The sequence below is a fragment of the Kitasatospora sp. NPDC057595 genome, from assembly GCF_042800875.1.
In the GTDB taxonomy this organism is placed as follows: domain Bacteria; phylum Actinomycetota; class Actinomycetes; order Streptomycetales; family Streptomycetaceae; genus Kitasatospora.
This window is the reverse complement of the sequence record NZ_JBHVGL010000001.1, coordinates 36,686-63,387: the sequence shown is the minus strand read 5'-3', so window position 1 is coordinate 63,387 and position 26,702 is coordinate 36,686. Positions and strand designations below refer to the sequence as shown.

26 protein-coding genes are annotated in these 26,702 nt (G+C 74.5%); 8 read left to right on the top strand and 18 right to left on the bottom strand.

What is annotated here, in order from left to right; genetic code table 11:
* Nucleotides 1–74: 74 nt before the first annotated feature.
* Entirely contained in the window at nt 75–2,267 is a 2,193-nt protein-coding gene (locus ACFU9E_RS00325) for an MMPL family transporter (protein WP_380681829.1), read from the bottom strand.
* 262 nt (nt 2,268–2,529) lie between these two features.
* Here ACFU9E_RS00325 and ACFU9E_RS00320 point away from each other — a divergent pair, with 262 nt between their 5' ends.
* Nucleotides 2,530–3,834, top strand: a complete 1,305-nt coding sequence (locus ACFU9E_RS00320) for a sensor histidine kinase (protein ID WP_380681828.1) — start codon at nt 2,530–2,532, stop codon at nt 3,832–3,834.
* On the top strand, nt 3,831–4,541 hold the full coding sequence (locus ACFU9E_RS00315; protein WP_380681827.1) for a response regulator: 711 nt from the start codon (nt 3,831–3,833) through the stop codon (nt 4,539–4,541). Before ACFU9E_RS00320 ends, ACFU9E_RS00315 begins: the two co-directional genes overlap by 4 nt.
* Here ACFU9E_RS00315 and ACFU9E_RS00310 read toward each other — a convergent pair.
* The 5 genes from ACFU9E_RS00310 to ACFU9E_RS00290 form a co-directional block, all read right to left on the bottom strand.
* Nucleotides 4,531–4,947: an RNHCP domain-containing protein gene (locus tag ACFU9E_RS00310; RefSeq protein WP_380681826.1), complete on the bottom strand. Its 417-nt coding sequence runs from the start codon at nt 4,945–4,947 to the stop codon at nt 4,531–4,533. The genes ACFU9E_RS00315 and ACFU9E_RS00310 overlap by 11 nt on opposite strands.
* A 28-nt stretch (nt 4,948–4,975) precedes the next feature.
* Nucleotides 4,976–5,314, bottom strand: a complete 339-nt coding sequence (locus ACFU9E_RS00305; protein ID WP_380681834.1) for an RNHCP domain-containing protein — start codon at nt 5,312–5,314, stop codon at nt 4,976–4,978.
* A gap of 299 nt (nt 5,315–5,613) precedes the next feature.
* Nucleotides 5,614–6,609, bottom strand: coding sequence for an ABC transporter permease subunit (locus ACFU9E_RS00300; RefSeq protein ID WP_380681825.1), 996 nt, complete (start codon nt 6,607–6,609; stop codon nt 5,614–5,616).
* Nucleotides 6,606–7,529: an ABC transporter ATP-binding protein gene (locus tag ACFU9E_RS00295; protein WP_380681824.1), complete on the bottom strand. Its 924-nt coding sequence runs from the start codon at nt 7,527–7,529 to the stop codon at nt 6,606–6,608. The genes ACFU9E_RS00300 and ACFU9E_RS00295 overlap by 4 nt, the downstream gene beginning before the upstream one ends.
* Nucleotides 7,530–7,542: 13 nt before the next feature.
* Complete coding sequence (locus tag ACFU9E_RS00290) at nt 7,543–7,728, bottom strand: hypothetical protein (protein ID WP_380681823.1); 186 nt, start codon at nt 7,726–7,728, stop codon at nt 7,543–7,545.
* Nucleotides 7,729–7,846: 118 nt separating this feature from the next.
* Between ACFU9E_RS00290 and ACFU9E_RS00285 the strand changes: the two genes are divergently transcribed.
* The gene (locus ACFU9E_RS00285; protein WP_380681822.1) at nt 7,847–8,980 is read left to right on the top strand and encodes a sensor histidine kinase; all 1,134 of its coding nucleotides are present in this window, start codon (nt 7,847–7,849) and stop codon (nt 8,978–8,980) included.
* On the top strand, nt 8,977–9,693 hold the full coding sequence (locus tag ACFU9E_RS00280) for a response regulator (protein WP_380681821.1): 717 nt from the start codon (nt 8,977–8,979) through the stop codon (nt 9,691–9,693). The genes ACFU9E_RS00285 and ACFU9E_RS00280 overlap by 4 nt, the downstream gene beginning before the upstream one ends.
* Here the strand turns inward: ACFU9E_RS00280 and ACFU9E_RS00275 are convergent.
* Nucleotides 9,671–11,206 carry a histidine decarboxylase gene (locus ACFU9E_RS00275; protein WP_380681820.1) on the bottom strand — a complete coding sequence of 512 codons (1,536 nt, stop codon included), beginning with the start codon at nt 11,204–11,206 and terminating at the stop codon, nt 9,671–9,673. The two genes, ACFU9E_RS00280 and ACFU9E_RS00275, sit on opposite strands and share 23 nt — an antisense overlap.
* 161 nt (nt 11,207–11,367) lie before the next feature.
* Between ACFU9E_RS00275 and ACFU9E_RS00270 the strand changes: the two genes are divergently transcribed.
* On the top strand, nt 11,368–11,856 hold the full coding sequence (locus tag ACFU9E_RS00270; RefSeq protein WP_380681819.1) for an Lrp/AsnC family transcriptional regulator: 489 nt from the start codon (nt 11,368–11,370) through the stop codon (nt 11,854–11,856).
* Between the two features lie 34 nt (nt 11,857–11,890).
* Here ACFU9E_RS00270 and ACFU9E_RS00265 read toward each other — a convergent pair whose 3' ends face one another.
* Both ACFU9E_RS00265 and ACFU9E_RS00260 read right to left on the bottom strand, forming a co-directional pair.
* Nucleotides 11,891–12,718 (bottom strand): isocitrate lyase/phosphoenolpyruvate mutase family protein, encoded by an 828-nt coding sequence (locus ACFU9E_RS00265; protein WP_380681818.1) that lies wholly within the window; start codon nt 12,716–12,718, stop codon nt 11,891–11,893.
* On the bottom strand, nt 12,715–14,091 hold the full coding sequence (locus ACFU9E_RS00260) for a hypothetical protein (protein WP_380681817.1): 1,377 nt from the start codon (nt 14,089–14,091) through the stop codon (nt 12,715–12,717). The genes ACFU9E_RS00265 and ACFU9E_RS00260 overlap by 4 nt, the downstream gene beginning before the upstream one ends.
* A gap of 65 nt (nt 14,092–14,156) precedes the next feature.
* On the opposite strand from ACFU9E_RS00260, the gene ACFU9E_RS00255 reads away from it, so the two are divergent.
* Nucleotides 14,157–14,861: an ArsR/SmtB family transcription factor gene (locus tag ACFU9E_RS00255; RefSeq protein WP_380681816.1), complete on the top strand. Its 705-nt coding sequence runs from the start codon at nt 14,157–14,159 to the stop codon at nt 14,859–14,861.
* A gap of 27 nt (nt 14,862–14,888) precedes the next feature.
* Here ACFU9E_RS00255 and ACFU9E_RS00250 read toward each other — a convergent pair whose 3' ends face one another.
* From ACFU9E_RS00250 to ACFU9E_RS00210, 9 genes are all read right to left on the bottom strand, one after another.
* Nucleotides 14,889–15,407 carry a DinB family protein gene (locus ACFU9E_RS00250; protein ID WP_380681815.1) on the bottom strand — a complete coding sequence of 173 codons (519 nt, stop codon included), beginning with the start codon at nt 15,405–15,407 and terminating at the stop codon, nt 14,889–14,891.
* Nucleotides 15,404–16,207, bottom strand: coding sequence for a VOC family protein (locus tag ACFU9E_RS00245; protein ID WP_380681814.1), 804 nt, complete (start codon nt 16,205–16,207; stop codon nt 15,404–15,406). The genes ACFU9E_RS00250 and ACFU9E_RS00245 overlap by 4 nt, the downstream gene beginning before the upstream one ends.
* A gap of 165 nt (nt 16,208–16,372) precedes the next feature.
* A complete protein-coding gene (locus ACFU9E_RS00240) occupies nt 16,373–18,913 on the bottom strand; it encodes a germacradienol/geosmin synthase (RefSeq protein ID WP_380681813.1) in 2,541 nt (846 codons plus the stop codon).
* A gap of 140 nt (nt 18,914–19,053) precedes the next feature.
* Nucleotides 19,054–20,403: a hypothetical protein gene (locus tag ACFU9E_RS00235; RefSeq protein WP_380681812.1), complete on the bottom strand. Its 1,350-nt coding sequence runs from the start codon at nt 20,401–20,403 to the stop codon at nt 19,054–19,056.
* 5 nt (nt 20,404–20,408) lie between these two features.
* Nucleotides 20,409–22,370, bottom strand: a complete 1,962-nt coding sequence (locus tag ACFU9E_RS00230; RefSeq protein WP_380681811.1) for a hypothetical protein — start codon at nt 22,368–22,370, stop codon at nt 20,409–20,411.
* A complete protein-coding gene (locus tag ACFU9E_RS00225) occupies nt 22,367–23,167 on the bottom strand; it encodes a TIR domain-containing protein (protein WP_380681810.1) in 801 nt (266 codons plus the stop codon). The genes ACFU9E_RS00230 and ACFU9E_RS00225 overlap by 4 nt, the downstream gene beginning before the upstream one ends.
* A gap of 81 nt (nt 23,168–23,248) precedes the next feature.
* A complete protein-coding gene (locus ACFU9E_RS00220) occupies nt 23,249–24,607 on the bottom strand; it encodes a helix-turn-helix domain-containing protein (RefSeq protein WP_380714687.1) in 1,359 nt (452 codons plus the stop codon).
* Nucleotides 24,608–24,770: 163 nt separating this feature from the next.
* Nucleotides 24,771–25,139 carry a hypothetical protein gene (locus ACFU9E_RS00215; RefSeq protein ID WP_380681682.1) on the bottom strand — a complete coding sequence of 123 codons (369 nt, stop codon included), beginning with the start codon at nt 25,137–25,139 and terminating at the stop codon, nt 24,771–24,773.
* Nucleotides 25,140–25,147: 8 nt separating this feature from the next.
* Nucleotides 25,148–25,483 carry a hypothetical protein gene (locus ACFU9E_RS00210; protein WP_380681684.1) on the bottom strand — a complete coding sequence of 112 codons (336 nt, stop codon included), beginning with the start codon at nt 25,481–25,483 and terminating at the stop codon, nt 25,148–25,150.
* A gap of 169 nt (nt 25,484–25,652) precedes the next feature.
* On the opposite strand from ACFU9E_RS00210, the gene ACFU9E_RS00205 reads away from it, so the two are divergent.
* The gene (locus ACFU9E_RS00205) at nt 25,653–26,600 is read left to right on the top strand and encodes a helix-turn-helix domain-containing protein (RefSeq protein ID WP_380681686.1); all 948 of its coding nucleotides are present in this window, start codon (nt 25,653–25,655) and stop codon (nt 26,598–26,600) included.
* A complete protein-coding gene (locus ACFU9E_RS00200; protein ID WP_380681688.1) occupies nt 26,563–26,694 on the top strand; it encodes a DUF397 domain-containing protein in 132 nt (43 codons plus the stop codon). Before ACFU9E_RS00205 ends, ACFU9E_RS00200 begins: the two co-directional genes overlap by 38 nt.
* Nucleotides 26,695–26,702 lie beyond the last annotated feature (8 nt).

Here is a 26,702-nt window from a genome sequence, read left to right as displayed (position 1 = left end):
GCAGGCCGGAGGCCCGGCGCCCTCGGGGTGGGGGGCCGGGCCTCCGTGGGCGCCCGGGGCAGGCGGGCGCCCGGTCAGGGGGTGAGGACGTGGGTCGGGGGCTGGGTCGGGTTGGGGGCCGGGGCCGGGGCCGGGGTGGGGCGCAGGGGCCACCAGAGGGCGCGGCCGAGGAGGGCGGCCAGGGCGGGGACCAGCGCGAGGGAGAGGACGACGGCGGAGAGGAGGATGCCGAGCGTCAGCGCGAAGGCGATCTGGGCGCTGCCGGGGGTGGTGGCGAGGGTGGCGAAGGAGCCGGCCAGGACCAGGCCGGCGGTGGCGACGGCGGGCGTGGTGTGGCGCACGGCGCGGGCCACGGCGGCGCGGGCCGGGCCGGGGCGGTGCATCTCCTCACGGATCCGGTCGGTGATGAGGATGTTGTAGTCGGTGCCCAGGGCGACGACGAACAGGAACAGCACCAGCGGGAGGGTGAAGCTGACGCCGGGCTCGTCCAGCACGTGCTGGAACAGCAGGGTGGCGGCGCCCAGGGTGGCGGAGAAGCCGAGCCCGACGGCGAGCATCAGCACCACCGGGGCGAGCACGCTGCGCAGCAGGAGCAGCAGGATCAGGGCGATCAGGGCGGCGGCGACCGGGAAGACGACCCTCAGGTCGTGGTCGACGGCGACGGAGACGTCGGCGAAGATCGCCGCCGTGCCGCCGACGTGGGCGCTCGTGCCGGCGGGGGTGTGGGCGGCGACGGCGGCGCGGACCGGGCCGGACACCAGGTCACGGGCCCGCGCGCTCTGCGGGTCGGCGGTGAGGAAGAGGTCGATCCGGGCGGCGCGGCGGTCCGCGTTCAGGACGGTGCCGCCCACCTGGCCGACACCGTCGGCCTTCGCCAGGGCGCGGGAGAGTCCGTCGAGCCGGGCGGGGTCGAGGGTGCCGCCGTCATTCGCGGTGACGTAGACGGTGGTCGGGTCGGACACGCCCGCCGGCAGGGCTCGGGAGATCTCCGCGGCGGTGGCCGCGGCCGCGGTCTTCGAGCCACCGCCCTGGCCGTAGTCCATCCGGATCCCGGTCATCCCCGCGGCGAGGGCGCCGAGCAGCGCGACGGAGCCGAGCAGCAGGACCACCGGGCGCCGGGCGACGAAGGCGCCGTAGCGGGCGGCCACGCCCCCGCGCGGTTCCCGGTCCAGGCTGCGGGAGGGCCAGAACATCCCGCGGCCGCAGGCGGCGAGCAGGGCCGGCATCAGGGTGAGGCTGCCCAGCAGCATGACCAGGACGGCGACGGCGATCGCCGGGCCGAGCGAGCGGAACTGCCCGAAGCTCGCCACGCCCAGGGTGGCGAAGGCGGCCACGATGGTCAGTGCGGCGGAGGTGATCGCGGTGCCCACCCGGGCGGACACCTCGGCGGCGGCCTCGCGGGCGGGCTGGTCGGGCCGGGCGCGCAGGTGCTCGCGGAACCGGAAGAGCAGGAACAGCAGGTAGTCGACGCCGATGCCGAGCAGGACGACGGAGATCAGGCTCGGAGTGGAGGCGTCCAGCCGCAGGCCGGTGAGCGCCGCGGCGCCGGCCACCGCGCCTCCGGCCACACCACCGATCAGCGCGACCACGAGCAGCGGCAGCACGGCCGCGAGCACGCTGCGGAACACCAGCACGTTGAGCAGGACGATCAGCACCATGATCAGGCTGCTGCCGATGAGCGCGGCGGTCCGGTTGTCGTCCGCGCTGTCGGTGGCCTCGGCGAGGCCGCCGGTGAACCCGGTGCGCATCCCGGCGTCGGCGAACTGCGCGCGGGCGGAGTCCCGGAAGACCCGGTAGACCTTCTGGACGCCCTCGTCCACGGTGCTGCCGGTCAGTTCGACGGAGAGCAGTTCGAAGCTCCGGTCGGGCGCCGTCATCGCGGGGGCGATCCGGGGGGTCTGGGAGCGGTCGGGCAGCAGGAACGACGGCTCGTCCTCCGCCCTGGGCATGACGACCCGGCGCCGGCCGAGCTCCGCCGCCTCGGTCTCGATCCGCTGCCGGTCGCCGTCGGTGAGCGCCTTGCCGTCGCTCCGGGCGACCAGCACCGTGACCGTGGTGGCGTCGGGCTTCACGCCGAACTGCTCCTCGGCGATCCGCAGGGCGGCGGCCGAGTCGTAGCTCTTCGGCAGGAAGTCGGCGGTCTGCGAGTCGGTGACCCGGCCGAGCAGCATCGGCCCTAGCGCGGTCAGCCCGAGCCCCAGGACCGCCCAGAGGACGATGACCTTCCACGCGTTTCTGGTGGAGAATCCGGTCAGTGCGCGGATCACGGTGCCCTCCGGCTGATGGACGCGAGCGTCGGCCAAGTCGGCCGGGGGTTCCCGGCCGGTTTCCAGACCATCAGGTGGAGGGGGTGCCGGGCGTCCGGGCAGCGGACGATCCGCGCCGGGGCCCCCGGTCCCCCCGGCGGCCCGGAACCGGGACCGTGCTCCTGGTCCCGGGCCGCCCGAGTTCGGCCGGAGGGACCATCCGGGGCAGGGTGGGCGGGTGCCAGAATGGGGGCATCAGCGCTGGTCGGCCGGGAGGACGAGGATGGACGGGCGTCAGCGCCCCGGGGCGGCAGACGTGGACGAGGTGCCGCAGGACCCGGAGAAGCCGCGGAGCCGCACGAACCGCACGGGCGGCCTCCCGTGGACCCAGGCCGACGCCCTGGTGGCCGTCGTCACCGGCACCCTGGACATGCTCGCCCACCTGCTCCTCAGCGAGGTGGCGGGCACCCGGAGCGTCGACGTGCCGGACTTCGTCCTCCTCGCGCTGGCGGGCCTGCCCCTGCTCGCCCGGCGCCGCCACCCCGTCCAGGCGCTCGCCGTCGTCCTGCCGCTCCAGGCCGCCGTCGACCTGACGACCCCGATGGGCACCCACTTCGGCACCGTCGTGACGGTCGCCCTGTACTCGGTCGCCCGGCACCGCGCCTGGCCGGTCGTCACCGGCGCCGCCGCGGCGACGGCGCTGATGACGATGCTGGGCCAGAGCGCGTTCCGCGTGCCCTCCTTGGAGGCGGGCACCGCCGCCGCCGCGTCCTCCGCCATCGTGGCCGGCGCCGGCCTCGCGGTCGCCCGCTGGCAGCGCGAGGTGGAGGCCAACCGCCGGCTGCTGGCCGACCGCGCGGTGGCCGAGGAACGCCGCCGCATCGCCCGGGAGTTGCACGACATCGTGGCCCACCACATCACGACCATGCAGCTGATGGCCGGCGGCGCCCGCGCCAACCTCGCGAACCCGGAGGTGGTCCGGGAGGCCCTGGTCACCCTGGAGTCCTCCGGGCGGCTGGCGCTGCGCGAGATGCGCCAGCTGCTGAACGTCCTGCGGGCCGACGACGGCCCGGACGCCGTCCCCGCCTCGCCCCAGCCCGGGGCGGACGACCTCGGCCGGCTGGTGGAGGAGTCCCGCCGGGCCGGACTGCCGACCGACCTCCGGGTACACGGCTCCCCGCGACCGCTGCCGCCGACGCTCGGGCTGACGGTGTTCCGGATCGTCCAGGAGGGCCTCACCAACGCCCGCAAGTACGCGGGACCGGCCCGCGCCTCCGTCCTGCTGGCGTACCGCGCGGACGGGATCACCGTCGAGGTGAGCGACGACGGCGGGGGCGCACCGCCCCGGGACGCCGAGCCCGGGGCGGGCCGGGGCGGCTACGGCCTGATCGGCATGCGCGAGCGGGTCGCCCTGCACGGCGGCACCCTGGTGACCGGGCCCCGGCCGGAGGGCGGCTTCACGGTGCTGGCCGAGCTGCCGCTGGCGGCGGAGGAGACGGCCGAGGCGGCCGTCCAGCACGGAGACCCGGCCGGGACGGCCGAGACGGCCGAGGCGGCCGTCCAGCACGGAGAGGCGGTCCACCAGTGACGGCGACGACGCCCGGGATCCGGGTCCTCATCGTGGACGACCAGCCGCTGGTCCGGCGCGGTCTGTCGCTGATCCTCTCCCCGGACCCCGCCTTCGAGGTGGTCGGCGAGGCCGAGGACGGGCAGCAGGCCGTCGCGCTCGCCCACCGGCTGCGCCCCGACGTCGTGGTGATGGACATCCGGATGCCCGTCCTGGACGGGGTCGCCGCGACCGAGGAGCTGGCCCGCACCCTGCCGTCCTGCCGGGTCCTGGCGCTCAGCACCTTCGACATGGACGAGTACGTGGTGGCCGCGCTGCGCGCCGGCGCGCACGGGTTCCTGCCCAAGGACGTCTCGCCGGAGGACCTCGGCGCGGCGATCCGCACCGTCCACACCGGGGAGGCGGTGGTCGCCCCGCGCCTGCTCACCCGGCTGATCTCCGCCTACGTCCGCGCGCCGCTCGGCGCCCCGCCACCGCCCGCCGTCACGACGGGGGAGCTCACGCCCCGCGAGGTGGAGGTGTGGCGGCTGATGGCCACCGGACTCGACAACGCCGGGATCGCCCGCTCGATGGACATCAGCCACTCCACCGTGAAGAACCACATCACCAACCTGTTCGGCAAGCTCGACGTGCGCGACCGCGCGCAGGCGGTCATCGCGGCCTACGAGTCCGGCCTGGTCACCGCCCGTGCGGGGGGCGGTGACCAGGCCGGCGGGGTCACAGGCTGAGCAGCGTGCGACGGGCGAAGCCCGCGTCCCGCAGCGGTTGCAGCGCGAGCCGCAGCAGCGGCAGCGGGTTGTCGTCACCGGCCGTCCGGTTGGTGCTCAACTCCCCGCAGGACAGGCACTGGTGGACGATCATCCACTCGCCGTCCGCGCGGACGGCCAGACCCAGTGCCTCCATCCGCCCGCGGCAGTCGGCGGCGCGGTCGCCGGGGATCCGGCGGTCGACGTGCAGGCTGGCCAGGCAGTTCGGGCAGTGGTTGCGGTGCGCGGTGCCGGGGGCGTCCAGCGGGACGTCCAGCCGGCAGCCGACGCACCGGAAGTCGTTCGCCCGGTGCCCGCCCCGGGCGTGCAGGACGTCCTTGGGGCGCTGCCGGCGGCGGTGGCCGTTGGTGTTCCTCTGTCGTGGCACGGTCGGTCCTCCTTCTCGCGCGGGCGGTTCAGAGGGAGCCGAAGGCTTCGAGCGGGAACGGCGGCTGGGCCAGCGGCCGGACGGCGATGCGCATCAGGATGAGCTGGTTGTCGTCCCGGCAGACCGGGTTGGACGTCAACTCGTCGCAGCGAACGCAGCGGTGGACGAGCATCCAGTCGCCGGTGCGCAGCACGGCGATGGCGATCGGCGACATCCGCCCGTGGCAGGCGCTCGGGCCGCCCTCGACGTGGTCGAGGACGTGCTGCGAGTGCAGGCAGGACGGGCAGTGGTTGCGCCGCGCGCCGTCGGCGGCGAACGTGGACACGGTCAGACCGCACCAGGCGCAGCCGAAGGTGGCGGTCTTCAGGGCATTGCCGGCGCTGCCGGTATTGCCGGCGTTACCGGTGGTGTTGGTGGTGCTGGACACCCGGGGTGCTCCTTGCTGGAGGTCAACGATGACAGCAAGAGCAGGCCGAGCGGCCTCGACGACGATCCGTCAGGCAGTGTGGCGAGGCGCACTCGGCGCGGTCCGGAACATCAAGACACCCTCTCGAAGGGCACGGCGGCCCGTGGCAGACGGAACGGAGCGGCGAGCGTAACAACCCCGCCGACGCCCGTGCCAGCGAATTTCGGCCCGCCACTCACACCCCGTCCCCACCGCCCCCGTCAGGCGGGATGCCGCCGGACCCGGTGGAACGCGAGGCCGGCCGTCAGCGCCGCCAGCACGGCGAAGAGCGCGGTCTCCCGGAGCTGGAAGGCCCAGTAGCGGTCGGCCGGCTGCTCGGCGATCTCGACATGGACGCCGCCCCCGGCCAGGCAGCCGGGCAGTTCGGCGAGCGAGCTGCGGTCCATGCAGTCCTGGAACCAGGCCGAGTGGCCGACCTCCCGCCCGGCGGCGTCGAGCATCGGGCTGGTCTCGACGACCCACGGCCCGCCGGGGACCCGCAGACCGCCGATGTCCCCGTAGGTGCCGATCTTCGTCAGCCGGCCGATCAGCTCGGCGGTGAGCGGCACCGAGGTGCGCACCGGCTCCTGGTAGGACGGGCGGACCAGCGCGGGCACGGCGATCTGCAGCGCGGCGAACACCACCAGCGTGGCCGCCATGGCGGGGACCGCGCGGCGCAGGAACAGGCCCAGGGTCGCGCCGAGCACGACGGCGAAGGCCGCGTAGCCCAGCGGGGCGAGACCGCGCGAGGCGAAGAGCTCCGGTTCGAAGCGGTTGCCGAGGACGGCGGTCACCGGGCCGGTCGCCCAGGTCAGCAGCAGGCTGTACAGGCCGACGGCGGCCACGCCCGCCAGGCCGACCAGGCCGAGCTTGACCGCCAGCCACCGGCCGCGGGTGACGCTCTGGTTCCACACCAGCCGGTGCGTGCCGGCCTCCAGCTCCCGGGCGACCAGCGGGGCGCCCCAGAACACGCCGATCGCGCCGGGGACGGCGAGCAGCAGGTAGCCGAGCAGATCGGCCCGCAGGCGGTAGCGGTCGGCGAAGGCACCGAGCGGTCCGGCGCAGTCGGCGCGGCCGCCCGCGCAGTGCGCGAGGGTGTCGGCGTGGGCGTCGTGGATCTGCGTGCCGAGCACGACGAGGTACCCGGCCAGGAGCAGCAGGGCGGCCAGCCCCACGAGCGCCTGGGCGCGGAACTGGCGCCAGGTCAGCCAGATCATCGGTGGTCCTCCACGGAGGTCGGGGTGGTGGCGCCGGCGGCCCGGCCGAGGTGGGCGAGGACGAGCTCTTCGAGTCCGACGTCCCGCACCGCCCAGGGGCCGCCGGCCAGCAGCGAGCGGTCGGCCCGCACCACCGCGGTGACCGGGGCGGCGACAGGCGCGCCGGGGGTATCGTCCCGGGCGGGTTCGACGGGCGTGATCACCTCCGCCCCGGCGGGCAGCGCCGCGAGGTCCCGGCGCCGGCCGGTGACCAGGACGTGACCCGCCAGCAGGTCCGCCACGTCACCGGCCAGTTGGACCCGCCCGTCGGCCAGCACGATCAGGTGGTCGCACACCCGCGCCACGTCCGGCAGCGCGTGCGAGGAGAGCACCGCGGCCGCGCCCAGTTCGCCCACCGACTCCAGCAGGTGGTCCAGGAAGGCGTGCCGGGCCAGCGGGTCCAGGGCCGCCGCGGGCTCGTCGAAGATCAGCAGCTCGGGCCGCTTGGCGGCGGCGACGGTCAGCGCGAGCTGCGCCCGCTGGCCGCCGGAGAGCCGGCCGGCCCTGTGCCGGGGGTCGAGGTCGGACCGGGCGAGCCGGCGGCGGGCGAGCGCCTCGTCCCAGCCGGGGTTGAGCCGGGCACCGAGGCGCAGGTGGTCGGCGACGGAGAGGTCGGCGTAGACCGGGGCGTCCTGCGCGACGAAGCCGACCCTGGCCAGGTGGGCGGGCCCGGCGGCGGGCGGAGCGCCCAGCACCCGGATCGTGCCCGAGCTGGGAGCGGTCAGTCCACAGGCCAGCTGCAGCAGGGTCGACTTGCCGGCGCCGTTCGGGCCGACGAGTCCGGTCACCCGGCCGGACGGGACGTTCAGGTCGACGTCGACGAGCGCGTGGTGGCGGCCGTACCGCTTGCCCAGCCGCACGGTTTCCAGTACCGGTTTCATGGTGCTCCCCCGGTCAGCCGCGCCGCGCGCGCTTGCCGCGCCACGACCGGACGAGGCGGAACAGGCCGTGGCCGGCCGCGGCCAGGACGGCCAGATTGAGCGCCCACCAGGCGTAGAGCAGCGGACTGCGCTCGGTTTTCTCGGGTCGGACCGCCAGCAGGTCGGCGAGCAGGGTGGGTGCGGAACTGAGATCAACCATGCGCCCAGCCTGGGCAACCGCCGCCGCCCGCCGCAGCGGCCGAAGGGACGGTCCGCGCCCGCCGGGTCGTACTTTCGGCCGGTTCGACGCCGGCCCCGGATCGCCTAGCGTGAGCCGGGTGAGTACAGCGAAGCGTTCGGCGGCACGGGTCGACGCGGCACTGGCGGTGCTGTTCGCCCTGACCCTGGTCGTCATGGCCGTCCAGTACGCCGCCCAGGGCCGGGTCTGGGCCTTCGACACGGCGACGGGCACCGCCGTCTGCCTGGTCGCGCTCGGCCGCGGGCGCCACCCGGGCTGGGCCGCCGCCCTCGGGCTGGCGCTCGCGGGCGCCGCGGCGGTGACCGCCCGGCTCGCCCACCTGCCCGGCGAGCCGGGGGCCGCCGCCGTCCTGGGGCTGCTCGTCCTCGGCGGCGCGGCCGTGCGGACGCTCGCCCGGGGGCAGGCGGCCGCGGTCGCGGTGGCCGGGCTGGCCCTGATGGCGGCCGGACTGCTGACCGTCGAGGGGCCGGGCACGCCGTTCCGGGTCGGGATCGAGGTCTGGATCCTCGCGCTCGCTGCCGGGCTCGGCCTGCGCCTGCTCGACCACCGCCGACGGGCCGCCGTCGAGGCCGTCCGCCGGGAGGAACGCCTGTCCCTGGCAAGGGAGTTGCACGACGTGGTCGCCCATCACATCACCGGCGTCGTCGTCCAGGCCCAGGCCGCCAGGATCGTGGCCCGGCGGCAGCCCGGAAGTCTGGACGCCACCCTCGCCGGGATCGAGGACGCCGGCGGCGAGGCGCTCGCCTCGATGCGTCGGGTGGTCGGCCTGCTGCGCGACACCGAGGACGTCGCCAGCACCGCCCCCGCCGTGCCCGGTCCGGAGCAACTGGCCGGTCTCGTCGAGCGGTTCGACGGCCACGGCCCCGCGGTGGACCTGCGGCTGCCCACCGATCCGACCCCCTGGCCGCCCGAGGTGGCCACCACCGTCCACCGGATCGTCCAGGAGTCCCTCACCAACATCGCTCGCCACGCCGCACACGCGCGCGCCGCCACCGTCGACATCGACCACGGAGCGGACACCCTCACCGTCACGGTCACCGACGACGCCGCGCCCGTCCGCACCCGGCCGCACAAGCAGCCCGGCGGCTACGGCCTCATCGGCATGCGCGAACGCGTCGAGGCGCTCGGCGGCCGGCTCTCCGCCGGACCGCGCCCGGACACCGGCTGGTCGGTCCGCGCCGCCCTGCCGCTCCCCGGGAAGAGGACCCGTTGAGCATCCGCGTCCTGCTCGCCGACGACCAGGCGATGATCCGCGGCGGCCTGCGGCTCATCCTGGAGGACCAGGACGACATCACCGTGGTCGGCGAGGCCGCCGACGGCGCCACCGCCGTCGAACTCGCCCGCCGGCTAAGGCCCGACGTCTGCCTGGTCGACATCCGGATGCCCGGCCTCGACGGCATCGACGTCACCCGCGCCCTCTCCGGGCCCGGCGTCGCCGACCCGCTGCGGGTGGTCGTCGTCACCACCTTCGACCTGGACGAGTACGTCCACGGCGCGCTGCGCGCCGGCGCGGTCGGCTTCGTCCTGAAGGGCGCCGCCCCCGCGCTGCTCGTCGAGGCCGTCCGCGCCGCCCACGCCGGCGAGGCCCTGCTCTCCCCCGCCATCACCCTGCGCCTGCTGCGCGACCTCGCCCCGACCCGCCCGGCGCCGGTCGCCCGCCCCGCCCAGCCGCTCTCCCCGCGCGAGACCGAGGTCATCCGCGCCATCGCCCGCGGCCGCACCAACCAGGAGATCGCCGCCGCCCTGTTCATCACCCTCAGCACCGTCAAGAGCCACCTGGCGACCGTCCAGAGCAAGCTCGGCCTCCGCAACCGCGTCGAGATCGCCGCCTGGGCCTGGGAGTCCCGCCTCATGGACTCCCCGGCCCGCCCGGCTGACGGCGGACAGGAGGGTGGAGCGCCGGTCAGGCCCGCGTGGCGAGGATGACCGGGTCGCGGGCGAGGTCGGACAGCAGGGCGTCCAGCTTGGCGCGGTCCACCGAGGGCATCAGGAAGACGTGCACGTAGCCGCGCAGGGTCGTCGGGTCGCCGGGGGTGGTCAGGACGTTCTCGCAGGACAGCGACCACTTGGCGACCAGGTCGGCGCTGGGCTTGCGGAACCGTACGGTGATCGCGCCGGGGGTGCGGGCCGGCCAGAGCTCGACGCCGGTCTCCGCCTCCAGCTCGTGGAGCCGGCGCTCCAGGTGGCCGGCCAGCTCCTGGGAGCGGCGGATCCGCTCGACCTGGTCGCGGTAGGAGTGCCGGGAGAGGTGGTCCCAGAGCACCAGCGGGGAGAAGCCGTTGCGGGAACCGGCGAAGGTGCTGTCCGGCGCGCCGATGTACTCGGGCTGGGTCGGCGGTTCGAGCTGGTACTTGGCCTTCGTCATGAAGACGCCGCACGGCCACGGCACGCCGGCCCACTTGTGGCCGCTCATCGCGATCGACGCGACGAGGTCGACGTCCTCGCCCGCCCGGTTCGGCAGCGTGAGGCCGAAGTCGAACTCGGGTGCTCCGGCGGCGGGTTCGGGCGCCCAGCCGTACGCCCCCGGGTCCTCGGCCGCCATCCGCAGGAAGGGGGCGTATCCGGCGCCGAGCGCGCCGTCGACGTGGATCCAGAAGCCCCGGCGCTCGTCACCGCCGCCGGCGGGCAGCAGGCCGTGGCGCTCGAAGACCGGCAGCAGCCGTTCGCACGCGCCCCGGACGTCGTCGTGGGCGCCCTTGAACGTGCTCCCCAGGTTGAAGTTGACGAAGATCGGGTGGCCCTTGGCCGCGAAGAACTCCACCAGGACCGCCAGCGCGTCCACGTCGACGGCGCCGGGGCCGTCCCAGGAGTGGCCGGACGGTCCGGACAGCGAGGGCACCTCGGCGGGCCAGTCGCCGCCGAGCGGGCACTCGCCCGGGTAGTCCGCCGTACCCACCGCGTGGAAGGTGTCGACGCCCAGCACCCGGACGGCCTTGGCGAAGGAGTAGTGGGTGTCCTCCGAGTAGAACGCGACCGGGCGGGGCGCGCCGGGGCGGGTCAGGTAGTCGCGGGCGTTCCAGAGGGCGTACATGTTGCCCTCGGTGGAGCCCATGGAGAGCATGTAGCCCCAGTACGACTCGGGGTCGGCCGGGTCGTACGGGCGCCCGGCGTGCCAGAGGCGCGCGTAGTAGTCGAGCACCGCGCGCTCGACGATCTTGGTGTTCGGCTTGTAGCCGCCGCTCTGGAACGGGTCGCCGAGGTTGTTGATGTTGCTCAGCATGAAGCGGGCGAGGTCGAGGGCGCTGCCCGCGAGTTCCTGGGTGGCCTGGTAGCCGACCAGGTGCCGGCGCTTGCGCGTCAGGTAGCCGTCCATCCGGTCGAGGGCGCGCAGCCGCTCACCGTCGGTGAGGCCTTCGACGGGTATCGCGAAGTCCCCGCTCTCCGGCTCCGCGTCGATGTGCACCGGGGCGGCGGGGGTGACGGCGGTGGTCGGGCTCATGGGTGCGGCGCTCCGGGTTCGCTGGGGACGGGGTCGGCCCAGGGCCGCTCGCCCGACAGGATGGAACTTTCCGCCATTCGAGCGAAAGCCTTCCGCAGAAGATTCGGAAACCGGCACTCCCGCCTTGCGGATCTGCGACCCGGTCGGGGACTCTGACCGGCGTGCCGAATTTTCCGCAGGCCCACCGGGCGCCCGTCGACGACACCGACCGCGCGATCCTGCGCGTCCTCGCCGAGAACGCCCGCACGCCCAACAACGCGCTCGCCGAGGCCGTGGGCATCGCGCCCTCGACCTGTCTGGCGCGGGTGCGCGCGCTGCGCGAGCGCGGCATCATCCGCGCCTTCCGCACCGAGATCGACCCCGCGGCGATCGGTCTGCCGCTGCAGGCGATGATCTCGGTCCGGCTCCGGGCGCACACCCGCGAACAGAACGAGAGCTTCCGGAGCACCGCCCCCGACCTGCCGGGCGTGCTGGCGGTGTTCCACATGGCCGGGTCCGACGACTACCTGCTGCACGTCGGCGTGGCCGGCCCGGAGGAGCTGCGCGACTTCGTCGTGGACCACCTCACCACCCACCCCGCGGTGGCGCAGACCCGGACCAACCTGATCTTCGAGCAGATACCGGGCCGCCGGTACCTGACCAACGACTGACGTCGGCCGACCGACGGCCGACCACCGCCCCCGACTACCGCCCGTCGGCGTACAGGGCCTGGACGGCGGCGTAGCCGGGGGTGTCGCCGGAGGCCGACGCCGCCGGGGCGCCGGAGCGGATGGCGAGGGCCGTGGAGACGGCGGCGGCGAGGCCGGTGCGGTAGAGGTACGAGCCCAGGCTGACCCGGGCGACGCCGAGGGCAGCGAGTTCGGGGAGGCTCGGGCCGGCCGGGGTCCAGAGGATGTTCAGCGGCCGGGCGAGGCCGGCGCAGAGCCGCTCGATGGCCGCCGGATCGGTCAGGCCGGGGACGAACAGGCCATCTGCGCCCGCCAGTTGGTAGGCGTCGAGACGGCGGTCGGTCTCCTCGGCGGGGCCGGGCAGGGCCAGCCAGTAGGAGTCGGTGCGGGCGTTGACGAACAGGGCCGGGGCGGCGGCCTTGATCGCGGCGATCTTGGCGGCGTGCACGGCGGTCGGGGTGAGCGTGCCGTCCGGGCGGCCGTCCTCCAGGTTGATGCCGACGACCCCGGCCGACACCAACTCGACGGCGTACGCGGCGACTTCGGACGGGTCGTCGCTGAATCCGTTCTCCACGTCCACGGAGAGCAGGTAGCGCCCGGAACGGCCGAGCCGGCGGGCCAGCCGGAGCGTCTCGTCGCGGGTGGCCGCGGCACCGTCGGGCAACCCGGCCGCCGCCGCGACGCCGAGGCTGGTGGTGCCGACGGCGGCGAAGCCCTGCTCGGCGAGAACGGCGGCGGAGGCGTGGTCCCACGCGTTGGGGAGCAGCAGCGGCTCGCCGGGGCGGCGGTGCAGGGCGGCGAACGGGGTGTCCAGCAGGGCGTGGTTCAGCGGGGCGCGGCTCATCGGGGCGTGGTCCTCTCGTGCGGGCGGAGGTCGCCGACGGCGTTCGCGTAGTACGCGGACTCGGCGACGTGGAAGGCGATCCGGCGGAACGACCAGCCGGTTCCGGGCGAGCGGTCGAGCTGGTCGGGGTCGAGCGCGGCGAGGCGGGCGGACCAGATCCGGGCGAGCCGGGTGAGCCGGCTGCGGGCCTCGTCCAGGTCGGCCGGGGTGAACGGCGCGAGGTCGGCGGGGGTGGTGACGGCGGAGGCGTGCCAGTGGTCGGGCTGGGTCGGTTCACCGGCCAGCCGGGCCTCCAGCTCCGCCAAGTGGTCGAGGAGATGGTCGGTGACCCGGCGGATCGCCTTGTGCGGGGTGTACGTCCGGCCGTCGGCGGTGACCGGGCGGCCGTCCCACCCGGTCCACGTCGCGGCGAGGGCGAGGACGTGCTCGACCATGGCGGGCACGAGCCCCACGGGGTCGCGGTCGTCGGTGGCCGGACCGGGCTCGGCCGCGGACGCCTCGGGCGCCGAAGCCTCGCCCCCGGACGCCCCGCCCTCGACCGGCGGGACGGCCGAGGCGCCGTGCAGGATGCCCGACGCGACGGCGAGCGCGTGCGTCCGGCCGGGGCAGAGCCTCGGCGGGGCGCCGAAGGTCAGCGGCGGCAGGTCGGGGCGGTCGGCCTGGGCGGCGGCGACGTCGAGCAGCACGTCCGCCCCGGCCGGCACGGGCACCCCGCCCACCTCGGTCGGCCGTGCGGCGCGGCGGCGCATCGTCCGCACGGGCGGGTCGTGCCGCAGCGCGGCGCCGAGCGGATCCGCGTCCCCGGCCCCGGCCGCCCGCGCGTGCTCCACCAGGGTGGCGGTGGCGTCGCAGGCCTGGACGAGCAGTCCGATCCGGTTGGCCGCCCGTTCCACGCCCTCGGCGTCCCCGGCGTCCCCGGCGTCCCCCACGTGTTCGCTCCCCGGGAGCATCCGGGGCAGCAGCCAGGCCACCGCCGCGTCGGCCTCCGGGTCCTCGGGCCGCTCCACGAAGTACGACCGCGCGACCACCCCGACGGCCCGCGCCACCTCCTCCGGCTCCGCCAGCCCGAGCGCCTGCGCGAGGACCCGGACCGCCCGCACCCGGACGTCCGCCTCGAACCCGGCCGCCGCCGCCAGGCGCAGCGCGTCCGGGTCGAGCCCGGCGAGGTCCCCCTCGACGAACGCCCGCCGGACGGCGTGCCGCTCGCCCGCGCTGAACCGGGCCACCGTGGCGCGCAGCCAGGCCATGCCGCCGACCGGCCCGGACTCGGCGGGCGGCGGCACCAGCGCCGGATCGGCGAGCGCGGCGGTCACGTCCTCGTACCGGGTGAAGGAGAGCACGGCAACGGCGGCGGAGGTGGTGGGATCGGCCATGTCCGCCACGCTAGGTCCGAAACGTTTCGGCCCCCGCCGAACCGTGTCCGCGGCACCATGGACCCATGTCCCTCGCCCACCTCGCCGGTCTGCTCGCCGATCCGACCCGCGCCGCGTTCTGCATGGCCCTGCTCGACGGCCGCGCCTGGACCGCCGGTGAGCTGGCCCGGCACGCCGGGGTGGCGCCGTCCACCGCGAGCGAGCACCTGTCCCGGCTGATCGCCGGCGGCCTGCTGGCCGAGGACCGCCAGGGCCGGCACCGGTACGTCCGGCTGGCCGGCCCGGAGGCCGCCACCCTGATCGAGGACCTGGCGTCCTTCCCGCTCCCGGCCGGGCCGCCGGACCGGGCCTCCTCCCCCGCCCCCGGTTCCCTGCGCGAGGCCACCCGGACCAGCGCCGAGGCCCGCGCCCGCACCTGCTACGACCACCTGGCCGGCCGCCTGGGCGTGGCCGTCCGCGACGCCGTCCTCGCCCGCGGCCTGGTGGCGGACGAGGACGGCCCGGCCCTCACCGACCGCGGCCGGTCCTGGCTGGCCGACCTGGGCGTGGAACTGCCGCCCCGGGCCGGACGCTCCGGCGGCCGACCGGTGGTCCGCGCCTGCCTGGACTGGACGGAGCGGCGCAGCCACCTGGGCGGCGCGTTCGGCGCGGTGCTCTGCCGGACGGCGCTGGACCGGGCCTGGGTCGAGCGGATCGGCTCCGGCCGCGCCCTGCGGGTGACCCCGGACGGCGACCGCGCCCTGCGCGACCTCCTCGGCGTCACGCTCTGAGCGGCCGGCCCCGGGGAATCCCCCCGCTCAGCCCATCGTCTTCGCCCCGTCCAGCGCCTCCCGGATGATGTCGGCGTGCCCGGCGTGCTGCGCCGTCTCGGCGATGACGTGCAGCAGCACCCGCCGCACCGACCAGACGGCGCCGGGCTCGAACCACGGCGCCTGCGGCAGCGCGTGCACCCGGTCGAGGTCCGGCACGCTCACCACCAGCGCGTCCGTCTCGGCGGCCACCCGCTCGTAGCCGGCGAGCAGCCCGGCCAGGGTCTCGCCCTCGGCCATCCGGAACTGCGCCTGCCAGTCCGCCTGTCTGCCCGGTTCGGCCCTCATCGCCTCCGCGCCGCCCACCACGAACCGCATCCAGCGCGCCTCCGTCCCGCTGACGTGCTTGATCAGCCCGCCCAGGCACAGCTCGCTGACCGTGGTGCAGCGGGCAGCCTGCTCGTCGGTGAGGTCGCGGACGGTGTGCCGCAGGAAGCCCCGGTGCTTGTCCAGCGTCTGCAGCAGGTCGGCCCGCTCGCCCCGCGGCACGGCGCCGCCGGAGGTCACTCCGCCACCAGGCCCGGCACGTCGCCGGACGTCTTCCCGAGGTCGATCACGCCGAACGCCGCCCCCTGCTGGTCACCGACGGCCGCGAACCGGCCGAACGGGCTGTCCATCGGGCCGAAGTACAGCTTCCCGCCCCGCTCGGTGATCCTGGCGATCGTCGCGTCGCAGTCGTCCACCGCGAAGTACACGCTGACGTAGTTCGGCGCCTCGGGCGGCAGGTCCTCCGGGCCCGCCTGCATCCGGCCGAGCACCGGCTGCTCCCGGACGTGGAAGATCTTGTAGTCGACCTGCCCGGAGTCCATCCGCTTCACGGCGTACGGGAAGACGGCGGGGAAGAAGCCGTCTGCGGCGGCCCCGTCGCGGGTGATCACCTCGGCCCAGGTGTACGCACCCGGCGCGCCCTGCTTCTCGAAGCCCTCGTGGGTGCCCGCCTGCCAGACGCCGAAGACGACGCCCGCCGGGTCCTTGGCGATCACCATCGAGCCGAACTCGCCGACCGCCATCGGGCCCATCAGCACCTCGCCGCCGTTGCCGCGGATCCTCTCGGCGGTACCGGCGGCGTCGGGCGAGGCGAGGTAGAGGCACCAGGCGGAGACCGCCTCGCCCTCCTGGTTCGGCATCGGCGGGACGATCGCGGCGACCGCCTTGCCGTCGGAGTAGGCCTGGGTGTAGTTGCCGTACTCGGAGGAGGACTCGCCGAAGGTCCAGCCGAGCACATCGCCGTAGAACGCCTTGGCGCCCTCCAGGTCGGCGAACATCGCGTCGGCCCAGCAGGGCGTTCCCTCGGGTAGCACAGCCATGACGAAGCCCTCTCGTATGTGACGATATGCCCCGTTTCGCCACCCTAGCCAGTCCGCCACCCGTCCGCGCGCGCAGCGCGGCACGACGGCGGCCCGTCGGGGCCGGAACCCCCGACGGACCGCCGCACACCCTCCGGCCGGCCGACCGGCCACCCGAACGGCCCGCTACCCGACCGGCACCCGGCCGATCGCGCCCGCCGGCGTGGCCGCCGACGTCCCCAGCCCGGTCGGCCGCACCAGCAGCGCGCCCAGCACCCCGCCACCCGGCTCGACGGCCTCCTCCGCGACGGTGCCCGGCGCCCCGGCCGCCTCCCGTCCGAAGTGCCGCAGCAGGTCCTCCTCGCGGTACCGCCGGCAGCCCTCGTGCCAGCCCAGGATCCCGGCGAGCCAGTTCTCCAGTTCCCTGACGTACCCCGCGATCACCGCCCGCGCCGGCCCGTCCAGCCCGAAGTCCTCGAACAGCACCGGGAATTCATCGGCCGCCACGTGCCGGAACTGGTCGAGCCGCGCGTGCATGAGGTCGTCGACGATCCGCACCGCCGCCGGGTAGTCGCAGTTGAAGAAGTTCTGCACCACCAGGACGGCGTTGTGCACCTCGCCCTCGAACTCGATCTCCTTCTGGTACGAGAACAGGTCGTTCATCATGCAGGCGTAGTCGGCGGCCGCGTTCTCCAGCGAGCGCATCGGGCCGCTGACGTAGACCCCGGCCGGTACGACGGCCCCGTGCGCCAGCCGGGCGAGGCTCATCGTGAGCTCGGAGCCGAAGGTGGCCCGGCGCATCTCCAGGTAGTCGACCGGGTCCGGGATCCGGTTCTGCACCTGGTTGTTGAGCTCCCAGATCCAGCTCAGCGTCATCGTGACGACGGCCTCGCGCAGCTTTCCGCGCGCCTCGGCGGTCATCGGCCCGGCGGTCCGCTCCCAGAGGTCCGCCAGCCCGCGCTCCAGCGCGGTGAGCGGCTCCGCTCCCGGCTCGCCGTCGACCGGCATGAGCAGCTGGAACCGCTCGTGCGCGGCCTTGGCCCCGGCCAGGTCGCCGGTCCGGCCGAACGCCACCGGGAAGTAGTCGTCCGCGTAGGTGCCCCAGGCCAACCAGTCGGTGGTGAGGTCGAGTTGGTCGGCGCTGGCGTCCGGGTGGATGCCGGCCGCGCAGAGCGCCAGGTCGTAGTCGGCCATGCTCTCGGCGGTCCACACGCCCGCGGTCGGGTCGCCCGGCCGGATCTCCAGCAGGCCCGTCCGGCCCGCCCAGTCGAGGGTGTGCAGTCGCGAGGACTCCAGGTAGGGGCTCAGCTCGACCTTGAACGGCAGCCGGAACTCCGGCAGTTGCGACGGCCCGACGGCCTGGAACGGCACGTGCGCGTGCGACCGCGCCCGCCGCACCCCGGGGGCGACGTCCCCGCGCGAACCCCCGACCGGACCGGTCCCGGGCGACTCCAGCGACGCGCCCGAACCCGTCGCCCCCCGCCCGAGGGCCCCGGGAGCCCCGATCCCGAGAGCCCCCAGCAGCGCGGCCACCGGCGACTCCCCGACGGTCGGCGCCCAGGCCTTGGTCACCGGCCCGGACCGGCTCAACGAGCCCAGCTCGTCGGCCAGATCGTCCAGGGCGCCGTTCGACTTCAGCACGTCCAGCGCCGAGGTGCCGACCCCGCCGATCGCGAACGGGTCCCACCACGCGGCCTCGCCCGCCCCCGCCGTGCCCGACGCGTCCGCCGCCGCCCCGCCGTCGTTCATGTACCGGCTGGACCGCAGGTGCCACTCGTGCCCGCCGGCCTGCCAGTCCTGCAGCCCCTTCACATAGGCCAGCACCGCGGCGCAGCCCTCCGGGTCCAGCCCGGTGTCACCGAACAGCTGCGGCAGCTCGGTGACGACGGTGTTCTCGAACTGCTGGAGGCGCGAGGTGAGCAGGTCGTTGACGGCCTCGGCCGCCTCCTGCGTCGTGCACTCCAGGAACTTCTCCAGTACCAGGACGCCATTGCTGAGCTCGCCCTCGTCCTCCACCTCGCGCTGGTACGAGAACAGGTCGTTGCGCAGGTGGACGCCGTCCGAGAAGGCGTCCATCAGCACCCGCAGCGGCCGCGAGCCGGACACCGCCGCCGGCACCTCCGCCCCGGCCGCGTACTCGATCAGCCCGGCCGACCAGGGCGCGCCGCCCACCTTGCGGCGCATCTCGATGTACTCGACGGGGTTGGAGACCCGGCCCGCGTTGATGTTGGCGAGCTCCCAGAGCGACTCGTTGAGCAGGTTCCGGGTGCTCTCCGCGAACCGCACCCGCCAGTCCTCGCCCATCGCCGGCACGGTCCGCCGCCACAGGTCGGCGAGCCCGGCCTCGACCGGGTTGGTCGGCTCGGGCACGGCCGCGGCCGGGTCGGCCGGCATGAACAGCGGCAGCCGGTCCAGGTACGCCTTGCCGCCCACCCGGTCGTTGGTCCGCTTGAAGACCTCCAGGAAGTGGTCGTCGAAGAAGAACACCCAGACGTACCAGTCGGTGACCAGCGCCAGCGCCTCGGCGGACGCGTCGGGGTGGGTGTAGGCGCAGAGCAGTCCGTAGTCGTGGGCGTCCAGATCCGCTTGCGTCCAGACCCCTGACCCTTCCAGCATGCCCATCTCCCGGGCCCATCCGGAGGAATGGGCCCGGGCGTGGTCGAGATGCGGGTTGAGCCGCGCCGGGTGCGGCACGTAGAAGGACGGCAGTTCGAACGGCTGGGACACCGGGCGAGCCTTTCTGGACGCGTCGACAAGGCCGAATCAGCTTTACCCGAGTTCAACGATCTCAGCCGGAGAACCGGAACAGTCATATGAGATTTGCCGACCCACTCGAACACTTGCCCAACTCGCCACCCCCGACTGGATCATTCGTGCGACTGGTCGGCCCCACCCCACCCTTCCTCGGCCCCGCCGCCCGCCACCCGCGGCTCCCCGCTGACGGAACCGCGCAGCACCTCCCACGCCGAGGTCACCGGCCCGGGCTCGGCCTCGCCCCCACCCTGCGGCTGCACCGGCCCCACCACGAACACCCGCTGCCCCGGCACCCCACCGGGCGCGTCCGGCGGCGCCGCGTCCGGCGAAGGCTCTGCCGCGCCCCCGTCGTCGTCCCCGAGAGTCGCCCGGATCCGCGCCGCCTCCTCGGGCCGGCCCGCCGCCTCGGTGATCCGGGCCACCCGGTGGGCGTAGACCTTCTGCTCATCGGCCTGCGCGAGCCTGATGTCGCGCATCAGGTTGTTCAACGGGCCGATGATCGAAGGCTCCTGGTTCTGCGGCCGGACCGGACCGAACGCCGGCTCCCCGCCGAACACCGCCCCCGGCCCGCCGGCCGAACCGCCGCCCGCGGCCGCCACCGGCGCGACGCCGTTCAGGAACGGCACCTCGTCCGCCCGCCCCGCGCCCGGCGCCACCAGGTGCTCATACAGCAGGTCCACCGCCTGGTCGTTGGCCGCCGCCGCGAGCTGCGCCAGCGGTCCGATCATGTCGACCGCCTCCTGTACCTCGTCGTCGTTCCGCGACAGCCACCACACCACCGCGCTGCCGGGCGTCTTGAGCACGTCCTCACCGAGGTACGTGCGCTTGCTCCGCTCGTACCTCCGCTCGTGCTCCCAGATCTCCTCCGCCTTGCGGACCTCCGCGAGCTTCTCCAGACGTCGGCGGTCCGCCTCCGGCAGCTCCAGACCGACCTGCCCGGCCATCGCGACCACGATCCCGTAGCCGTCCGGGCTCGGCGTGCCGAGCACACCGTCCAACTGGTGCCGGACCAGCTCCGGCCGCCCGGGGTGCTCGCGCTCGGTGACGGCCCTGGCGCGGGCCAGCACCGCGTCGATCGCCAGACTGCCCGGCGCGGCGTGGGCGACACCGCCCGGGTTGCCCAACTCCCGGAACCAGACCGTCGCGGAGAACAGGAAGTCGTAGTCCGGCACCGCGCTCGGCAGGGCCACACCCGTCACCGAGGTCGACCGGTAGGGCTGCTCGACCGGCGGCTGCGGAACCGGCGGCGGGATGTAGGGCGGCACCGGTGCGGCGGCCTGCGGGGGCGGAGCCGCCGGCGGGACCTCCGGCCGCACCCGTGCCACCGAGGTCAGCAGCACCACCGCCACCACCGCCGCGGACGCCGACGACCAGAGCCAGACCGGCCACCCCATCCCCAGCCCCAGCGCCGCGGGCACCACCCCGGCCGCGACGGCCAGCGCCGCCGTGCGCGTCTTCTCCATGGAGCTCACCTGGTCCTCTCCTCGGACCGCAGCGCCCGAACCGGGTCGTCCGGCTCGATGCCCTGCGCGATGTCGATCTTCTGCCAGAAGCGCGACGCCACCTCGGCCCGCGCGAACCGCTCGTCCCGCGGGCCGTCGACGGCCCACGCGTGTGCGGTCAGGTACAGCGCGGTCAGCCGCTCCGGCCGCGCCTCGGCGGCCTCCACCAGCACGTCCAGCAACCGCTCACCCGCCTGCGGCTCCACCCGGACGGCCGCCAGCCACCGGTGCGCCGTCTCCGCCCACTGCTCCCGCCCGGCCACCGCCAGGACCTTGGCCCAGGTGGCGGCCAGCGCGTCATCCGGCACCGCACGCCGGGGCGGCGGCTCACACACCAGCTCCAGGAAGAGCCGGACGTCGGCCTGCCAATCACGCCTGGAGGCCAGCCCGTCCCAGAACCGGGCAAGCAGCTTCAGGTACAAACGGCCGTCCTGTCGGACCAGTTCGTACAGCGTCTCCCGCACCTCCTGCGCAACCGGGCCGGTCCGGCCGGTCCGGCGCGCGAGGTGATGCAGCCGGACGAGGGCCTGGTCCGGGTGCGTACGGGCCATGACCTCGACACAGGCTCGGGCCAGCACCCGGGCCAGAGTGGGCGAGGGCTGGTCGATCGCCCACTCGTAAATCTTGGACCGGAACCCGGCACCGTAGCGCTCGTGTTCGAGACCGAGCCGGAGCACGGTCATCGCCTCGGCCGCCCGCCGGGGGTCGGCGGCCCACTTGCCCGCGAGTCCGTGCAGCACCCGCCAATCGGCGGCCCGCAGGCTCTGCTCCGCGAAGCGTTCGACCAGCCGCCGGCGGTCCGCCGCCCCGAGCGCGGGGTGCGGCGCTTGCACGACGTCCTCCACCCACCGGCCGAGCCCCTCCCGCAGCCCGGGCATGTACGTCCAGAAGTGCGTGCGGACGGCCGCGTCGTACGCCAGCGCGACGAAGCGGATCCGACCGCGCGCGTCGATCTCCAACGACGGCAGCGCCTTGAGCCGTTCGGCCAGGTCGGCCCGTTCCAGCAGCGGCCTCTCGTCCGGAGTGTGCGGGACGAGACCGAGCAGTCGGTCGGCGTGGTGGAAGACCGCGTCCGCGGAGGCACCGGCCAGCATCGCGACCGACAGCAGCAGCGCGCGCTGCGGGCCCGACTCCAGGGCGGCGACCCTCTGCGCCACCTCCCCGGCCCGGTCGCCGAGCGCGCCGAGCGCCTGGCTGATCCACTCGGCGGCCGGCCCGGCCGGGGCCGCCGCCTTCGCCTGGGCCACCAGGCCGGCGAAGCGCTGCACATCACGCATGGCGAAGCCGCGCAGATGAGCGGTGAGTTCGACCCCGCGAAGGTCCTCCGGGGCCAGCTGGACCAGGTCGTACTCCAGGTGCCGGCGCAGCACCGCCAGCTCTCGCGGCCGCCCGATCCCGACCACCAGCTGCCGGAGCGCGGGGAGCAACAACTCCTGGTCGGCCGAGGGGAGGACGGCGACCATACGAGCGCCCGCCTGCTCCACCCTGCCCCAGTAGCCGTACAGCAGCGCCTGGGCGGCCTCGTAGTCCTCCTCCGCGATGTTGGAGAGGTCCAGCAACAACCGGTCACCGGGCTCCGGGACCGTGGTGTCCTCCCTCTCCCGGAAGAAGGACAGCTCGACGAACGAGGTGGTCGGGCCCTGCGGCTCGTGCAACAGCATCACGGCGGCGGTCCGCCGCCCGCTGCCGGGCGGCCCGGCGAGCAGAACGGTGGTGCCGGGCGTCTCCAGCCTGCTCCTCGCCTCGTCGAAGCCCTGCGGCCGGACGAACCGGCGCTGCAGCCAGAGCCGGTGGTCAAGGGCCACCCGGGACGGATCCACCTTGGGGCGGGGCAGCCGGAAGTCTCCCCCGAACACGTTGTACTGCGGGCCCGGCCCGGTGTTGGTGGGCCCGCGCGCCTCGTCGATCCAGGTACCGCCGTCCGTCACCGGTCCCGGTCCTCGCGCTCCGCCCGGCGGCCGTCGAACCACTGCTGCGCCGTCCCGCGCTCCACGTAGTTGCCGCCGTCGCCGTTGAAGTGCACGCCGCCGCTGCGCAGGTCGTTGTGCTGCGGCCCGTCCCCGGTGTGCACCGGACCACTGGCGTTGTTGATGAACGTCCCCACGTCCCCTCCGACGTTGCCGATGCCGCCGCTCTGGCGGTGCGTGTAGTCCCGGGCCTGGACGACGCTGCCGTCCACCCGGCCGACCCGGTTGCGGACGTCGCCACCGGCCTCGCCGCCGGCGTCCGCGCTGCGCGCGATCTCCCGCTGCGCCTCGGCGAGCCGGGGCACCGCCTCGGCGAGGTCGTCGCCGATCCGGGCGAGGTCCCCGTCCGCGTTGCGGGTGTCCAGCCGGCGGTACTGGCAGTCGGCCAGCTCGGCCAGCTCCGGCGGCAGCTCGTGCCGGTTGAGCCGGGTGGCCCGGCCGATCAGCACGGGGACGACGAGGGCGCCGCTCTCGAAGGCCTCGACGATCTCCCGCCGGGTCCAGTCCTCGGGGTCGTCGAGCGCCCGGGAGCCGTCGGCGGTGCGGGCGTCGGCCCAGCGGTCGCCGATGACGGCGATCAGCACGCTGCTGCGGCGCACGGCGGTGAGGAGTTCCTGCGGGAAGCGGCGGCCGATCTTGATCGACTTGCTGGCGCGGAACACCCGCTCGCTGCCGAACCGCCGGGAGAGCTCGCGTTCGATCATGGCGGCGCCGGTGTCCTCGTCGCTGCTGCGGTAGTTCACGAAGATGTCGGGCATGGCGGAAACACCTCTCCGGTGAAGGGGACGGCCGGAACGGCCGGGTCGGGTCGGCGCCGGGGAAGCGCGACGGCGGGGTCCTCAGGACCTGGGGTGGAGTGCGGCGGCGAGGGACGGCTGGAGGTCTCGTACGGCCGGGTCGGCCCGGAAGCGGGAGAGCTCGCGGTCCAGCCGGGCGACGTCGGTCGCGATCGTCGCCGACCGCAACCCGGTGACCAGCGGCAGCAGTTCGGCGGCGATCGCGCACGCATGCGCGGCCTCGCCGGCCGCCGCGTGGGCGAGGGCTCGCCGCAGGCCGTACCGGGCGCGGGTGCGCACGGCGTGCGCGGGGATCCCGGCGCACTCGCGGTCGAGCACCTCGGCGGCCTGGGCGGGGCGGCCGAGGTCGTACAGGCACCAGCCGGTGACCATGGCGGCCGGGTCGGCGAGGTTGCCGGTGCCGAGCACCGGTCCGCCGCCACCCCCGTCGGCGGCGGACCGGTCGAACAGCTCGCGCGCCCGGTCGAGGCTGCGCAGGCTGGCGGTGTGGTCGCCGGCCAGGGCGTGGCCCTGGGCCTCCCGCTGGGCGGCGAGGCCGCGGATGCGCGGCGGCAGCCGGCCGTCCCGGGCGACGGGGTCGACCAGGCCCACGGTGGCGGCGGCGTCGCCCGCGTAGAAGGTCACGAGGGCGCGGCGGACGAGGGTGTACGAGCCGAGGTCCCGGTCGTCGCCGCCCTCGGCCAGCTCGACGGCGCGGGCGGTCCACCAGAGCGCGGACGGGTTGTCGCCGGCCTCCTGCGCCATCCACCCGGCGAACTCGGCGTACCGCGCGGCGAGGCCGAGCAGCCGGATGCGGGCCACCGTGTCGGCCTGGAGGGCGAGTTCGCGCAGGGTGTGGGTCTGCACGGTGAGCATGGGCAGCAGCAGGGCGGGGTCGGTGCTCTGGCCGAGCAGGCGCATCTGGTCGAACTGGGCGCGGAAGATCTCCGTCGGCGAGACGTCCGGCCGGGGCACCTCCCGGACCCCATGCGCCCCCTGCACCTCCTGCGCCACCGCCCGGCCCGGTCCGGCCGCCCCCGCGACGCCCAGCCCCAGCACGGACGTCGCACCTGCGGCGAGCAGTTGGCGCCGCCCGAGGCCGCCGGGCCAGCGGACGCCGTCGCGGTCGACCCGCAGGAGTACGGACTCCTCGTCGGCCGCGATGTCGCCCGCCCCCGTTCCACGTCCGGCGGACCCGTCGGGCGGCGCCAGTCTCTCCAGCTCGCCTCCGGCGCCCAGTTGGGCGTCGCAGCGGCGGGCCAGATCGGGCGGCGGGACCTTCTGCCCGCGTTCGATCTTGCTGAGGTGACCCTTGCTGTAGTTGAGCAGCTCCGCGAGCCGGGTGAGCGTCAGCCCGGCCGCGAGCCGCCGCCTGCGCAGCTCGGGGCCGAACTCACTCGCGGGCGAACTGGACATGCGCATGCCAACCCCCTCCTCTGGAACCACCCGGTCACCTGTCGTCGTCCCGGGACCGGAAGCGGACTCTCCCCTGCTTCCGCCAAGAATGGTGGCACGCGCATCGGCGGGCCGAACGGGGAATGCGGGCGTTTCCCGTTTCCTCTTTTCCGCCGTGCCGACAAATTGGCTACTCGCCTTGCGGACAAACCGAGTTCGCCGGGTCGCCCTCGTCTCCTCGCCGCCTCCTTTCCCAGGCCGGAATACCGATCATCAGTGCGACGGAGTTCACCGCCCACCACACCAGCCGACGGACGCCGGGCCGCCCGGGATCCACCAGCAGCGCGGCGAGGGTCGAGAGTCCGACGGAGGCGGCGACGATCAGCAGAACGGCGCACACCTCCGTCCGGACGTGCGGCTTCACGCCCGAAGCCCCTTGCGGGCCGGGCCGACCGGGGGAAAGCTTGATGCCGACAGCCGCGAGCGCGGCCCGGATCCCATCGAACACGGCTGCGGCACACCGCCGTTCGGGCTCGACCGGCCGTCCGGGGATGCTCACGCGACCGTTCACTCCCCCTGCACGCCGTCGGCCCGAACGAGCCACCGGGGGTCGGCCTCCCACTCGACGCCACCCTTCCGGGGGCGCAGGTGGACCTTGCCGCGCTGCTCGCCCATGAACACGCCCCACCGGGCGGTACGGGCGTCGAACACGACCTCGCCCTGTTGGGCGGGGCGGTAGGGGCGAGCCGGGGCGACGGGGCGGGGGACGGCGGCGGGAGCGGCGGGCAGCAGGTCGGCGCTGCGGAAGCGGGCCTCTGGGATGGCGTCGCCACAGCGGGGGCAGCGGCACGGGGGGAAGTTGCGTTCGATGACGATCGAGGGGACTTCCTGATTGTTGGTCATATTAGCTCTCCTGTCATTCGCTGACGATCCACATCCGCTGTCGAAAATGAGAGCGGGTGGGTTTCGCGGAATCGGTTGCGAAATGAGTCTCGACCTGTGAGCGTTGGGTAACCAAGCGATTCCACAAGAGACTTCAGGCGTTCTTGACGCCGGGGAGAGGTGGGGGACGATGGCCCGCCGCAAGGTCGAGCCCGGAGACCGCCCCAGGCAGTGGGGTGATGAGCTGGCGTTCTGGAGGAAGGCGGCCGGCCTGAGCCAGGAGGAGCTGGCCCAGATCGTGAACATGCATCAGACACGGGTCTCCCAGTTCGAGCTGGGCAAGGCTTTGCCGACGATGCGGGACGTCGTCCAGTTCGACAAGGCCCTGAACGCCGGCGGTCAACTCATCCGCAGCTACGAGTTGGTGGCACCGTACCTGCACGACCACCACCCCGACTGGTTTCAGGAATACGTTCGCTCGGAAGCCAAAGCCCGGACCATCAGAGAGCTGCAGACCGGCCACATGTCGGGCCTACTTCAGACCGAGCGCTACATGCGCGCGCTGTTCGCCGACGGAAACGACACCCTCGGCCCCGACGAAGTCGACTCACTGGTCAAAGGACGCCTGGAACGCCAGACACGCCTCTTCGCCGGCGACAACCCGGCTCTACTCATCTCGGTCTTGGAGCAGGCAACCCTGGAGCGGCGGGTCGGCAACGCCGAGGTGATGCTGGAGCAGCTACAACACGTGCTCGACTCGATGTCCCGGCGGAACATCATCGTGCAGGTGCTTCCGTTCGCCTCCGCTTCCCGCGCTTGGTTCCCCGGCATGGTGCTTCTGGAACTGCCAAAGGGGCGACACCGGGTGTACTCCGAGAGCCTCGACCGGGGGCATTTCATCGATGAAGTGGATCAGGTGGAGCACTGGTCAACTGACTATGATCGGGCAAGAGCATCTGCCCTGTCAGAGTCGGAGTCGATCGACCTGATCCACGGCATCATGAGAGGACTGAGCAACGATGTCCCCAGCGATCGATCTGAGTGGCGCCCGATGGTGCAAGAGCAGCTACTCCGGGCAAAACGGCGGCAACTGCGTCGAGGTGGCCCAAGGCTCCCCCCACGCCGTCCCCGTCCGTGACAGCAAGGACCCAAACGGCCCCGCCCTCACCTTCACCCCCGCCGCCTGGGCCTCCTTCCTCACCGCCCTCCGCACCGGCGACTTCGACCACTGACAGGGGCT